A 13,836-nucleotide genomic window follows, 5' to 3' on the forward strand; every position below is an offset into this window, starting at 1 on the left:
ACAGCCTTCTGGAGACATCCAGGACTATGGATGGGGACGGCCTTATTCAGCATCCAGTTTTTGATGTTGAAATGTCCCCGAATATTAATGCACTGATGTCTCAGAGCTAGATCCGAACATCTTTGAGACGAATTGTTTGCTTGGGATCGTCTTGAGGTCTGACTGGCTGCGCTCCTTTTTATTCAGTCGTCTTGGATCAATGCGGATCTCGTACTGTGGAATTCTCCGGTGTGGGATGTCTAGGGGTTGTTGGTGTTAAATATGCACAGGAAATCAGTAGGAATGTCGCCAGCCAAATGTAATACTGCGCGAAGACCACAGCATTGAATTGCAGGAATATCAATAATGTCAGTGTACTGGCCAGCCAGAAATTGATTTTTTCCTTGGCCTGCGCTACCCAATTCATGATAATTAAGGCAAGCATGATCAGCCTTGTGCCATCGACTCCGGTCAAGATCATTCTGGTCCCTGTTGCTTTGCCATGATCGCCAAATTCCCGTGTGGTCGAGAAAAGCATGTTGAGCAGGAATCCTGATGGTTGATCCAGCAGAAATGGTATCGAGATGATCAGTGGAATGATCAGTGCCACTGCGCTGTAGGTCAGGATTCTTTTTCTGCTTGAGATGCTGTTGCCTGAACTCGAATTTGCCTTGAGCCCTAAGAGAAAGCTCGGTAGAAGAACGATGCCGACGTGCTTGATACTCAGGGAAAGACCGAACATCAGCGCGGAGAGTTTGGGTTTGCGGTTAAGTTGTTGGCCTGCGATAAGAATGGGCAAAATGGCTGCAAATTCAAGATGTTGGACATCGATGATGTATGCGCTCCAGCGTCCTAAAAGCAGAATGCTGCAAGCGATGATTCCTGATATCGGTTTGCGTTGTTGATAGTAGATGCTGAAAGTGACGACGCCGATGCATAAGTGGAGCAATAAGTTTATTGGTTTCCATGTGTTGATAAAATCTACAAACCTCGATATGCCAAAGTGATTGAGTATGCTGGCAAAGTAATAGCTTAGTGGAAGGTAGGTTGGATATTTGCTGTTTTCTCTTAGCGAATTTCCTATGATTCTTGTGTAAGGGTTGAGATGGTTTGTGATTTTTTTGCCTTCTTCCCAGACGTGATAAATGTCTTCGCTCAATAGTCGTTCTGTGCCTTTTAGCCCCCATGCATAATGCACGAAGATGGTTACGATAATCAGCGTGATTCCAACAAATACAAGAAAAGTTCTCTTAGATTTCATCGTTGGTTTGTCCTTTGGGTAGGCTGTTTGTCTTAGCAATTATTGAGTCATTTATTTGCGAATATGCGTTTTCCGATGTCCTTTTTGCTTGCGAGGGATTGGTTCTGCATGGTTGATTCTCGCTGAGCCAGCGGCGAGATGCTTGCTGTTGCTCACTGCACGATGCAAATAAAAATTGTCAACCAATGATGATTGTTTCATTGATGCACATCTGCTTGCTGCTTCGTTAATGCATGTTATGAGGATATTTTGGTGAAGTTTGGCATTGCGCCTGGAATACTTGATCTTATTTTATCACTTTGAGGAATGAATGATGCAGTCCTTTTGTTGGAGTAATCTGATGCTTGATCCATGTCTGGCATTGCTTCTGTCTGTTTTGGGGTATCACTCATATCTGAAAAGTCATGTCTCAATTTCTGATCGTCATGCTTCAATGTGAATGGGTTGGGTCATGATTCGATGCCAGTGATTCTGAGAATCAGGCCGCTTCGCTGGCTTGGATTATGGCGATAAATCAATTCAGTTTTGATGTTTTCGAGGATCGGGTTGAGCAGCTCCGTGCTCTTGTCGAGGTTGGCAACAATGTCTCCAACTTTTGGTGTATATAGCATCCGTTTGCCCGCCCCGTCTTTGACGATAAATTGATCACGATCGGGTTCATATTCGATCAATGATTTGTAGGGGATTCTATTGAGATGCCGTTTGGCTGAAAGTCTTGATTTTTGATTAATGATGATATTGACGTTATCACCTGATTCGCGAATTTTCCTGCTAATTTTATAGAGTTCTTCGTAAATTGATTGTATGTAAGCCTGTTCAAATTTTTGTTCTGAGATATTGTTTAAAAAGGTGTTTTTCGCTGTCGCATGGTCGATTCCCACAATCATCGATGAGGCTAGGGCTGCTCCGGCGACCTTGATTCCGGGCTTAGCTTTTAGCCCTCTGTTGAGTTCAATTGTCTGAATCCATACCCATCCGATGTTGATGGTTGCGATGAGTTGAAAAGGAAGTGAGAGATAGCTGCTTGCATCGAACTCGTAGGTAATTCCCAGTGCTGCAGCGTAAGCGAAGCCGGCAACATTGATTGCGTCTAAAAGATTGAAAGTAATCTTATGTCTTAAGATGAGTGCTATGCGCGTGGATGCGATAATTGCAAAGATATAAAAACGGAAGTCAAGGATGATTTTGTATGCCGCATCTTCGTTGTATGCCCCTTCTGCTGCATAGCTGCTTGGTATTAATGCTAGAAAAATATAGCTTACTGAGAAAATCAGTGTAAGGCTGCAAATCCATTTCTCGAGGTTGTTTCTTTGTGATGACAGGTTTTGACTGATGATGTTGTTCTGATCATTGTGCCTGCTGATGTTGTCAGTGAGCCATAGGCTTGCCGCTGGAATGATGAAGAGCAGGATCGCAATATCTTTTATATATATACCCAGCAATGCCCAGAGGAAGGTGAGATAAAATTTTGACGTTTTCCCCGTTCTGCGATAGTCAACATAGGATGTTGCGTAGAGCATGAAAATAAGGCAAAGTAGTCGCTCGCAATAGATCACATGAAAGAACGTGGTTCCTGTTGAAGGGTGAATCAGTAGCAGGCATGTTATTAAAAGGATTGTTGACTGTTGAGCTGTTTCCCTAAGCTGTAGGCCGTTCAGGAATTTGGTGATCAGTACCACAATTCCAATTAATTCAGCAGCGCTAAACAGCATCCATGTTTTGATGTGGATGGTAAACCAGCTCAGGATATGAAGGTCTTGATGGGCAAGAGGAAAGAAGCGATAGTCGCTTCTCCGCATCGTTTCACCAATGAAGCTTCCTCGGATTGAGAAGTTGTCGAGGAAATGTCCTTGGACTAAGTCAGGGTACCAACCGACCATATCTTTATAGATATAAGTTGTTCCTGTAATCATCGCCACCGTGTAGGCGATGAAGATAATTGAGGTGATTGGGTTATTTCTGATGAAGCCCAGCATCGATTCAATAGGGCCTCTTGGTTTCTCTTGAGGGTTGAGAGATTCCCTGCGTGTGTACGTGTAGATGCGGTTGATCAGATATCCCAGTGAGATCACCAGCAGGATCAGCCAGATGTCATGTACGGTTCCTTGGTACTGGCGCAGCAGTGCTCTCCCTGGTTTGGACTCTGGTGATGGCAGAGAGCTTGAATTTTGATTCACCCACCACCAGAGGCCGAGACCTATTGCCCCTAGTGTGATTGTGAGCCAGATGACAACATTGGGAGTGCGATGTTGAGGACTCTCTTGTGACTGATCACTCATGAATGGTGATTTCCGTTGAGGTTGATTTGATTGATGTCAGCGGTGCTTGATAATCAACCTGTTTTCTGTTCAGAAACGTTCGATGATTGAGCTGGCAAATCCGCTGCAGCTCACGGGATCCACTTGGGGTTCCATTAGACGAGCCAAGTCATAGGTCACTTGTTTATCGGCGATGGCAGCGCTTAGGCCCTTGGTGATCAGTTCAGCAGCTTCCTGCCATCCAAGAAACTCGAGCATCATCACTCCACTCAGAATCACTGAACCGGGATTGATGCGATCCAGGCCTGCATGTTTCGGTGCGGTGCCGTGGGTTGCCTCAAAAATCGCAGCTTTTTCACCGATGTTTGCGCCCGGCGCCATGCCAAGTCCGCCCACCATTGCAGCAGCAGCATCAGAGATGTAGTCACCGTTGAGATTGAGGGTGGCCAGGATTGAATATTCCTGAGGTCTGGTCTGGATTTGCTGGAAGATACTGTCGGCAATTCGATCATCCACCATCACCATGGAGTGCCACTGCCCGTTGCCGTGGCTGTTGCCGATGGAGTCGATCACGGCTCGCACTTCTGAATCGATGTTGGCTTTCTTTTCGTCGGTGAGGCTGTCGTAGCCAGGTTCAATCATGCGGGCATTGGCCTGCACGCTTAAGCCTGAGTCCTTTTCCAGGTTGCCCAGGATCCAGCTTTCCCGCTCGGTGATGCAAACGTCACGGAATTCAGTGGTTGCTAGTTCATATCCCCAGTCGCGAAATGCACCTTCTGTGAATTTCATAATGTTGCCCTTGTGCACCAGGGTGACATGGCGTTTGTTTCCCTCAAGCCTCAGGGCGTGTTGGATCGCTTTGCGGATGTGACGTTGGCTCCCGTGCTTGCTGACAGGTTTGATACCGATACCTGATCCCTCCGGGATCTGTCGTTTTCCGAGTTTGCCGTTGGCTGGGATCACCACCTCATTGAGGTGCTTGCGAAGCTCCTGACCAACAGCATCGTCAGCTTCCCATTCCACGCCCATATAGATGTCTTCTGTGTTTTCCCGATAAACGATCACATCAAGATCCTGCGGACGCCTGTGTGGGCTCGGCGTTCCTGCGTAGTAGCGGCAGGGACGCACACATGAATAAAGATCGAAGATCTGGCGCAGGGCCACGTTCAGCGAGCGGATGCCTCCACCCACGGGGGTCGTCAGGGGGCCTTTGATGGCAACGCCATAGCTGCGGATCGCTTCGAGGGTGTCTTCTGGCAGATACTGGTAGGTGCCGTAGAGATCACAGGCTTCATCGCCGGCGTAGACCTTGAACCACTGAATCTGCTTGCTGCCTGCGTAGGCCTTGTTCACAGCAGCATCGAGGACTTTCTGCGTCGCGGGCCAGATGTCGATGCCTGTGCCATCACCGCGGATGAAGGGAATGATCGGGTTGTGGGCCACCACGGGTTGTCCGTTTTCGAAGTGAATCGGTGTTCCCTCTGCGGGGGCTGTGATCTTCTCGAACTGGGCCATGGCTTGGTTGCCGCGGGGCGACTTCACTTTGTGGCGAGCCTATGACTCGATAGGCAATCCCTAAAGTCATTTCGATCCGCCCCCATTCCCATGCCGAAGTCAGAGGGTGTGTGCGTTGTGGCGGCCTGTTTCAACGAGGAGGATGTCATCACGCGTTTTGTGGAGCGTGTGCTGCCGGTCCCCGGAGTCGACAAGCTGGTGCTGATCGACGATGGCTCGTCCGATGCCACGGTGGAACGCATCCGCGCCTGGATGCAGGCTCATGCCGGTTCGCCTGTGACTCTCCTGGAGCTCACGCGTAATTTCGGCAAGGAAGCGGCGATGCTTGCCGGCCTTGATCACGTCAATGGTCGCTGCGGCGCAGCAGTGCTGATTGACTCCGATCTGCAGCACCCCCCTGAACTGATTGAACAGATGGTGCATGAGTGGCGGGCCGGAGCTGAAGTGGTCACCGCAGTGCGAGATGACCAGGATCAGGAATCGCGCCTGAAGGTGGCCAGTGCTCATTGGTTCTATCGCGTGTTCAACAAGGTGGTGGATTCCATCGAGCTCCAGGAGGGAGCAGGCGATTACCGCCTGCTTGATGCAGCTGTTCTTGATGCAGTCACTCAGTTGCGCGAGTCCAGTCGTTTCTCCAAAGGGCTGCTTCCCTGGACGGGCTATTCAAGTGTTGAGCTGTCCTATCAACGGGTCAGTCGGGTGGGAGGCCAGACCTCCTGGAGCCCGCTCAAGCTGTTCAGTTATGCCTTTGACGGCATTTTTTCCTTCTCGGTTCTGCCCCTGAAGATGTGGACGGGCATTGGAGTTCTGGTTTCGTCGCTCAGTCTTCTTTATGCTCTCGCGATCATTCTGCGCACAGCGATCTTCGGTGTGGATGTCGAGGGTTACGCCTCATTGATGGTGGCGGTGCTGTTCATCGGAGGAATTCAGTTGATCGGCATTGGAGTGCTCGGTGAATATGTCGGCCGCATCTATGTGGAGGCGAAGTCACGCCCTCACTACTTCATCCGTCGCATTCACAAGTCCTGAAGAGCGCGCCACTCACGCTGTCGCCAGGTTGAGGCCGCAAAGGGCTGGGAAACAGCAAATCCCACTGTCGCCAGATCAATGTCGAGAGGACCAGCGGGATGGGCCAGCAGCAGCGGAGGGGTGGAACCTGGTTGTGGATCCGCGCTGCTGAGCTCTTTCCAGGCCGCAAGCATCGGAGCTCCTGCCATCTGGCCAGTGAAGAGAACGCCGGCGAAGCTCTGATTGCTGGCAAGACCGCAGCGATGGATGGCTGGCCGGGCTTTTCGACTGAGCAGTTGGAGCACCAGCCACTTCAGCAGGCCCAATTGACGAATCGCATCTCCCCAAAAGCGCAAGGGCAGGCCAGTGGGCAGCGGTTCCTCCGTCAGGCGCATCCAGGTGATGCCGTTGTCAGCAGCTCTCGCCAGAGCCGCCTTCAGCACGATCGGCACCAAGTGAATGTGCTGATGGCCATCCAGATGAATCGGTGCATCAGCGCAGAAGTTGCGGAATTTTTGAATCTGGGCGTCGATTTCCAGTCCAAGTTGCTTTTCGATCCGGATGCGGGAAGGATGGCGGCGCGGCAGCAGCGACAGCAACAACCATTGTCCGAACGATCGCTTCAGATAACCGTGTGCGTCCACGAGGTCAGGCAGCAATGCTGGGTCAGCACTCGAAGGTCCTTCGGTCAGGCAGAGGTGCAGACAGATCTGCAGTTGAGGATGGGTCTGCTTCAGCTTCTGCCAGGCGTGAAAGCCCTCGGCAGCGACCGGGCCATTCACCAGCAGACTGCTGCTATCCAGCCGTCCCAGACTGGCCAGCTCGAGAATGGCCTTGTTGGTGGCTGGGCTCAGGCCGAGATCATCTGCGTGGCGCAGGGGAGTGATGAGGTGATCCCTGCGACGCCGGCTGAAGCGTGCGGCCCGCGACCAGATCAGGGCATTCAGTGCTGTGGGGGTGAACACCAGAATGGCAACGCGCACCGGCTCGCCCAGGGAGTTTGGCAGGGCCAGAGGCAAAACGCCGCTTACCGTGAGGTTGATCGCGTACTGAATCACTAGCCAACGCCGAGCGAAGCGCTGGCCACCGGTTTCCTGGCGGAAGGTGAACCTTGCATGCCCCAGATAGCCGGCCAGCGATGCGGCGAGAAAGGCCAGGGGATTCGCCAGCCAGAGCGGCATGACTAGGCCCAGTGCCAACAGCACCAGGGCATGGACGGCTGCCGCCGCCACACCCACCAGTCCGTAAAGGCTGAGTCTGGAGCTGAGAGTGCTCGGAATCATGGTCGCAACCGTAACGGCCACTGGCGCTTCGGGTCAGCAGCCTTCAACCTGTGAGCATCGACGATGAACTGGTGAACGCAGGAGAAGCAGTAGACAGCGTGCAGCTCGCCCAGACTCTGGCTTCGGCCGTGACCCTGGTGAGAGATCGTTTCCCGGCCGCGAGTGTCAATCTCAACCCCTGGCGGGATGATCCCCAGACGCGCCGCTGGCAGGAGGATCAGACCCTTGACTTGGCGTTTCACTTCCCTGGTTGGAGTCCACGTCTCGAATGCCGCAGTCTGCTTCTGCAGTTACAGCTACAGCAGACGTCCAAGCAGGATGGTGCGATGGCTTCGCCGGATCTGCTGGGGGTGTTGATGCGCGGCATGACCTACGACGGAGAACGCTGGCGTCTGGTAACGATGGGCGATTGGCAGCCCGAGGGTTCGCACCTGCCGCAACCCGAGCAGGTTCAGCAGTTGCGTGGAATCTGCCGGGACTTGTTTGATTTGTTCGCCAATCCGGCAGCGACGGGCACAGCGGCGTAACCCTTCGCAACCCTTCGGGCTCTTCGGCGAAGTTCGATTTTATGGTTGCCTACACCATCAAGTCCATCCCATGTCCGTAGCTCTGGCTGCTCAGCTCCGTGAAGGCACCAAGAAGGCTCACACGATGGCCGAGAACACCGGTTTCGTTAGCTGCTTCCTCAAGGGTGTCGTCGATAAATCCAGCTATCGCAAGCTCGTTGCTGACCTCTACTTCGTTTACTCCGCCATGGAGGAAGAGGTGGATCAACTCAAGGATCACCCTGTGGTGGGCCCTGTGGGGATGGAGCAGCTGAACCGACGCGAGTCTCTGGAGAAGGATCTTGTGTATTACTTCGGTGAAAACTGGAAAGATGAGATCCAGCCTTCACCTTCCGCCGTGGCTTACGTCGAGCGGATCCACAAAGTGGCGAAGGAGTCCCCCGAACTGCTGGTTGGTCATCACTACACCCGTTACATGGGTGACCTCTCAGGTGGTCAGATCCTCAAGAACATCGCTCAGAAAGCGATGAACATGGATGGAGATGACGGTCTGCGTTTCTACGTCTTCGACGAAATCGCTGACGAGAAGGCTTTCAAGACGACCTACCGCGCCACCATGGATGAGCTGCCAATCGATCAGGACACCGCTGACCGCATCGTTGAGGAGGCGAACAACGCCTTTCACATGAACATGCACATGTTCAAAGAGCTTGAAGGAAATCTGGTGGCGGCCATTGGCAAGGTGCTGTTCGGCTTCCTGACCCGCCGTCAGCGCAGTGGCAGCACAGAAACTGCCGCTGCTTGATGTCATCCACTGAGCCTTCGTCTGGGGGGTTCAACTCCATTCGGGTTCTGGTGCCTGGCACCGGAACCCGTTTTCGTTGTGGCGGATTGAGTGTGGCTTTGCAGACGGCACGCCTGCTCTCAACTCTGCGTCCTACAGAGGTGGTCACCTACAGGGAACGCAGTGATGGCCATCCATACCTGGATGACGTGCTGCAGGTGGAACAGTCTCCCGGCAGATCTCTTTGGATTGTGAGCTGGGGCTTTGACGTGCCTCGTTCACTCTCCCGACTGCGTGGACGACCGGTCGTCTATCAGGCGCACAGCAGTGGATACGGTTTTACTCTTCCCCCGGGTGTGCCGGTGGTGGCGGTGAGTCGCAACACTCTCGGTTACTGGGGCGACCGTGCTCCACGCAACCCGTTGTTCTGGGTGCCCAATGCACTGGAGCCACAGTGGCTGGAGCGGGGTGCCCGTCCGTCATCATCCGACCGGAACACGTTCACCGAGCGACCGATTGATGTGCTGGTGCAGAAGCGCAAGAGCAGCCCCTATGTGTTGAACCAGCTGGTGCCAGCCCTCAAGGCACAGGGCCTGAGAGTGGAGGTCCAGGGCGGCTGGGTGGATGATTTGGTTGATCTGTTCAATCGCTCCAAGGTCTATCTCTATGACTCGGCGGAGTACTGGCGAGGCCAGGGTGTAAGTGAGGGCTTCGGGTTGCCTCCCCTGGAAGCTCTGGCCTGCGGTTGCGTGGTGTTCGGCAGTTTCAATCATGCTCTTGCCGACACACTGACGCCTGGTGTGACCGCCCATCAGATCGGTCAGGGCACTCTGGAGAATGATCTGGTGCGGATCTCTGCGGCCGTTGCCAGCCCCAAACAGTGGCTGCCAGCGGCTTCGACGATCGAGGAGCTTCTGGCGGAATCCAGTGAGGCCAGGTGGTGCGAGCGTTGGAGAGTGCTTCTGTCGCAGCTGGATGATCTGGTTGCACACGGCGCCATCGGTTTGTCGTCTGCGCATGTGTTGCGATCGCCGTCCACCCGGCGGCTGCGCTGGACTCTGCGCTGGCATCGCTTGCGCGACAAGGTGGCCAATCGGTTGTCCGGCTGACCTTGGCGTCAAGGCTGACTGATGGCTGCGAATTAAGGTTTCAAGCACATGGATAGCGCCTTGAACGCTCAAGGTTGAAAGCTGAGGGCTTCAATGCCGTTTCAAAGCCAGACCTTGACCAACCTGCGCAAGCTGCTGGCTTATCTGCCTCGCCGGCGGAACCAGCAGTTGATTGTGGTGATGGTGGCCGCCTTCTTTCAGGGGGTGATGGATGTTTTTCTGGTTGCCTTGCTGGCACGCCTGGTTGGATTGCTCGCCGGTAACAACCTGCAGGACAAGATCCCTGGGATCAAAGTTTTTGGTGGAGCCTTGCTGGACCAGGCGGGCTGGATCGTTGGTCTGTTGATCCTTGCCTTTTGGTTGGCATCCGCTGTTCGCTTCGGGGTATCGCTGATGCAGAGCCTGCTCAGTGCAGAAATCTGGAATGACCTGGTGAATCGCGTCTACCTCACGCTGATGCGTCAGGAGTATGAGTTTTTTGTTGGGGGTCGCTCGAAAGGAATTGCTCTGCAGTTCAATCGAATTTTCAACAACGTCTCCACTGGAGTGATTGCACCTTTAATCACCAGTTCTGGAAATCTTGTCTCGATCCTCTCTCTGATATCGGGGATAGTCCTTGTTTTGGGTATTAAGGCATTCATTATTTTTTCTTTGATGGTGATCTCTTATGTGATTGCGTCGAAGCTGATCACTCCTTATCTGCGTCTGGCTACGAAACAGAAGATACGTTATCGAAAACGTATTTCCATGATTCTAGGTGAATCAATTGGGTCAATGCGAGAAGTTCAGCTGTATGGCGCTGAGGAGTTTTTTGCGACCAGGTTTGCAAGGGATGGAGGGATTGCCAAGCGCTATGACCGGATCAGTCGTCTCCTCCCTGACATTCCTCGATTAGTGATTGAGCCGATGGGAATAACGATTTTGTTTGCCGTGTTCGTGATTCCTTCGTTTTTTGCTCAGGATATTAACTCTTTCCAGGAAACATTGCCTGAAATCGCAGCCATTCTCGTCGCCTTATTGAGGATTTCAGGGCCTTTGCAGTCAATGTTTCGTGGAATCAATAAATTACGCGGCGGTTTACCTTTTATGCAGGAAGCCCTTGATCTGCTGGAGTTGAAGCCCGACCGACTGCTTCTCAGCTCTGCTGGCGTGCCATCGTCTGATGCTCTGATCCCCCGTAATTTAATACAACTCAAAAATGTCAGTTTTTCGTTCCGTCAGCCAGGAGTTGATGTTATTTCTGATGTTGATCTTGCGATTCCCAGTGGTTCAAGGATTGCCTTTGTGGGCAAGACAGGAAGTGGTAAAACGACACTGGCCCACTTGATCCTGGGTTTATATCACCCCTCGCGAGGTTCATTGTGTATTGATGGAATCCCTGTTACGGCTCAGGAGCTTCCTGCGTGGCAGGCGAATTGTTCATTTGTTCCTCAAAATGTGCGATTGACGAATGGCAGTGTCAGAGACAATGTTGCCTTTGGTCAGCATTCAGAACTGATCGATGATTCTCGCGTTTGGGCATCTCTGGAGGCGGCACAGTTTGATGAAGTTGTGGCGGGAATGCAATATGGACTGTATACAATGGTTGGTGAAGATGGCGCTAAGCTTTCTGGAGGTCAGCGCCAAAGACTTGCTCTTGCCCGTGCCTTTTATCGGGAGGCAAAGGTGCTTGTCCTCGATGAAGCCACAAGTGCTCTCGATAACAAGACTGAACACGACGTTATGCAGGCCCTGGATATTGTTGGTCGACGCTGCACCACAGTCGTCATTGCACATCGTCTGTCCACGGTGAAAAAGTGCGATTGCATCTATGAGATTGTTGATGGTCGCATTGTTGCCAGCGGCAGCTTTGATGAGCTTTGTGATCGCTCTGATAGTTTCCGTGAAATGACTTTGTTTGGCTCAACTTAAAAAGGGATGGCTGATTTTGTCATTCTTTCTACTGCCGATTGGGATCACCCTCTCTGGACGAACAAGCAACATGTTGCTTGTGCTCTCGCTGAGCTTGGTCATCGTGTGCTTTATGTCGACTCACTCGGGCTCAGAGGTCCGCGAGTTGATAAGACAGACAGCGGTCGAATCTGGCGTCGTCTGAAGAATGGTTTGCGTTTCCCCAGGCAGGTGAAGCAGGGGATCTGGGTGTTATCTCCTTTGGTGCTGCCTGGCCAGCGCAGTGGTTTGGCGGCCAGATTCAACCGATGGAGTCTCAATGTCAGTTTGTTTATTGCTGATATAAAGCTCGATCTGCGTCGCCCTCTGCTGTGGACCTTCAATCCACAAACGCGCGCCTACCTGGGCTTAGGTAAGTTCCAGGCATCCGTGTATCTGTGCGTTGATCGTATTCAGGCACAGCCAGGAATGCCAGCTCAAATAATTGAAGCGGCTGAGCGGGATCTTTGCTCTTCGGTTGATGCTTTGTTCACCACATCTCCTCAGTTGCATCAAGAGCTTGGGCCTCTCAATGCCGGGAGTTATCCCTTCAGTAATGTTGCTGATGCTGATCACTTTGGCCAAGCTCATCAAGGACTCCTTTCCAAGCCTTCTGATTGGCCTCAGACTGAGAGTCCGGTTTTGATCTTTGTAGGAGCGATTGATGCCTACAAGCTTGATCTGAGCATGCTTGAAGCGCTCATGGAGCGCACACCGAAGTGGACATATCTCTTTGTGGGTCCGGTGGGCGAAACGGACCAAAGTACTGACGTTAGCAGCTGGAATCGCTTCTCTCATGTTCACCTTTTGGGTTCGCGACCGTATAGCGCTCTTCCCAGTTATTTGGCTCATGCGGATGTGGCTTTGTTGCCCCTTCGAGTCAACGACTACACACGTCATATGTATCCGATGAAGTTTTTTGAGTATCTCGCTGCTGGATGTCCCATTGTTGCCACCGAAATTCCTTCGCTTCTCGATCAAAAAGATGTGGCCATGCTTTGCAAGCCAGAGGTGAATGATTTCGAAGCGGCAATCCAATCTTCCCTTAATGGAGAGGGGGCGGACTTGGCGCAGCGGCTTGACCGTGCTGGTCAAAAAACCTATCGGCTGCGTACTCAATCGATGTTGGATCGCCTGCATGCTCATGGGCTGATGCCGGACGAGCCTTTCGCACCACAGGCTCCTACTTTTCACGAGATCCGCACCCTGTGGAGTCCCACCTATCGCTGGTCTCAGGCACGACTTGCTGCACTTCGCTTTCTGGAACCTTTTGGCGGTTGTGAAAGGTCAGAACGCTTTTTAAGGCGCTGGCTTCAGTGGGAACCGACCAATGTGGTTTTACTGAGTGATCTGGCCAGTCGCCGTTTGGCGAGAGGAGATAACACCGAGGGATGTCGTCTGATTGAGTTGATTTGGCAGCAAGACGGAGAGGCGGCGATTTTGCACCAGCTGCTGTTTCGTCGTGGATCGCGCCCCGGTAATCGTGTGGATCAACTTGCGCTGTTTGATGTATTGGCAGCCAGCAAAGTTTTGCCTCTTCATTACTCCGGTTACTGCCGAGTTGTGCGCACCTATCGGGCGATCGATGCGAAGGATTCGCTGGCTATCGAAAAAGGAGTGCAAGGTCTTGAAGAGATCCTCACTGTTTTGGAAGCCGATCCAAACACATACCGCTGCTTAAAGCCCAACCGGGAAAACAGAGCAAAGCTGCTCATCTCGACCCAACTCACAAGGCTGCGTGCCTTGATGGCTCTCGAGGATGTTGCGGCGCTTGACCAGGCATCGATTCATGTTCTGGCTAGTGCACGTCGTTATGACCCATTCGCGATCGATCGCAATACAGCCACGCGGATGACGCGCAACATCATGCGCAGTCTCACGATCGCCGCAGTGATGGCCTGGAATGCGCAAGATGCAAGTCGCTTTGATGCGGTCGTAGCTGAGATGGAACGGTTGCGGCAGGCCTGCCATGCTGATCGCTTTGATCCAATCTCTAAAAAGACCCAAGAGGATCACCGTGGTTTCGCAGATGCAGTGGTGCAGATGCTTCAGGGTTGTCGTTGGTCAAGCTTGGATTCCTCCGGGCGTCCTTCGTTCCGACAGCTGGTGGATCCTGTATCACTGGTCTATTTCCCGAACCTAGGTCGGGCTCGCGTTGAGAAGGCTGAGGATTTTTTGCTGGCCATCAGCGCGAACTGATCCTG

At 52.5% G+C, this 13,836-nt stretch carries 10 protein-coding genes; 6 read left to right on the top strand and 4 right to left on the bottom strand.

What is annotated here, in order from left to right:
- Window positions 1-196 precede the first annotated feature (196 nt).
- The 3 genes from SynBIOSE41_RS01055 to SynBIOSE41_RS01065 form a co-directional block, all read right to left on the bottom strand.
- Entirely contained in the window at window positions 197-1,138 is a 942-nt protein-coding gene (locus SynBIOSE41_RS01055) for a hypothetical protein (RefSeq protein WP_186539308.1), read from the bottom strand.
- Between the two features lie 551 nt (window positions 1,139-1,689).
- Window positions 1,690-3,519 (bottom strand): hypothetical protein, encoded by a 1,830-nt coding sequence (locus SynBIOSE41_RS01060; protein ID WP_186539309.1) that lies wholly within the window; start codon window positions 3,517-3,519, stop codon window positions 1,690-1,692.
- Window positions 3,520-3,588: 69 nt separating this feature from the next.
- On the bottom strand, window positions 3,589-5,013 hold the full coding sequence (locus tag SynBIOSE41_RS01065) for an NADP-dependent isocitrate dehydrogenase (RefSeq protein WP_186539310.1): 1,425 nt from the start codon (window positions 5,011-5,013) through the stop codon (window positions 3,589-3,591).
- 90 nt (window positions 5,014-5,103) lie between these two features.
- Between SynBIOSE41_RS01065 and SynBIOSE41_RS01070 the strand changes: the two genes are divergently transcribed.
- On the top strand, window positions 5,104-6,042 hold the full coding sequence (locus SynBIOSE41_RS01070; RefSeq protein WP_186539311.1) for a glycosyltransferase family 2 protein: 939 nt from the start codon (window positions 5,104-5,106) through the stop codon (window positions 6,040-6,042).
- On the opposite strand, the gene SynBIOSE41_RS01075 is transcribed toward SynBIOSE41_RS01070, so the two are convergent.
- Entirely contained in the window at window positions 6,030-7,304 is a 1,275-nt protein-coding gene (locus SynBIOSE41_RS01075; RefSeq protein ID WP_186539312.1) for a ChbG/HpnK family deacetylase, read from the bottom strand. The genes SynBIOSE41_RS01070 and SynBIOSE41_RS01075 overlap by 13 nt on opposite strands.
- A 71-nt stretch (window positions 7,305-7,375) precedes the next feature.
- Here SynBIOSE41_RS01075 and SynBIOSE41_RS01080 point away from each other — a divergent pair, with 71 nt between their 5' ends.
- The 5 genes from SynBIOSE41_RS01080 to SynBIOSE41_RS01100 all read left to right on the top strand — a co-directional run bounded on the left by SynBIOSE41_RS01080 (window position 7,376) and on the right by SynBIOSE41_RS01100 (window position 13,831).
- Window positions 7,376-7,831, top strand: coding sequence for a hypothetical protein (locus tag SynBIOSE41_RS01080; protein WP_186540652.1), 456 nt, complete (start codon window positions 7,376-7,378; stop codon window positions 7,829-7,831).
- Between the two features lie 70 nt (window positions 7,832-7,901).
- Window positions 7,902-8,615, top strand: coding sequence for a heme oxygenase (biliverdin-producing) (locus tag SynBIOSE41_RS01085; RefSeq protein ID WP_186539313.1), 714 nt, complete (start codon window positions 7,902-7,904; stop codon window positions 8,613-8,615).
- Window positions 8,615-9,703, top strand: coding sequence for a glycosyltransferase (locus SynBIOSE41_RS01090; RefSeq protein ID WP_186539314.1), 1,089 nt, complete (start codon window positions 8,615-8,617; stop codon window positions 9,701-9,703). Before SynBIOSE41_RS01085 ends, SynBIOSE41_RS01090 begins: the two co-directional genes overlap by 1 nt.
- 93 nt (window positions 9,704-9,796) lie before the next feature.
- Complete coding sequence (locus SynBIOSE41_RS01095; RefSeq protein ID WP_186539315.1) at window positions 9,797-11,614, top strand: ABC transporter ATP-binding protein; 1,818 nt, start codon at window positions 9,797-9,799, stop codon at window positions 11,612-11,614.
- Window positions 11,615-11,620: 6 nt separating this feature from the next.
- The gene (locus tag SynBIOSE41_RS01100; RefSeq protein ID WP_186539316.1) at window positions 11,621-13,831 is read left to right on the top strand and encodes a glycosyltransferase; all 2,211 of its coding nucleotides are present in this window, start codon (window positions 11,621-11,623) and stop codon (window positions 13,829-13,831) included.
- Window positions 13,832-13,836 lie beyond the last annotated feature (5 nt).

The organism is Synechococcus sp. BIOS-E4-1, from assembly GCF_014279995.1.
Classification (GTDB): Bacteria; Cyanobacteriota; Cyanobacteriia; order PCC-6307; family Cyanobiaceae; genus Synechococcus_C.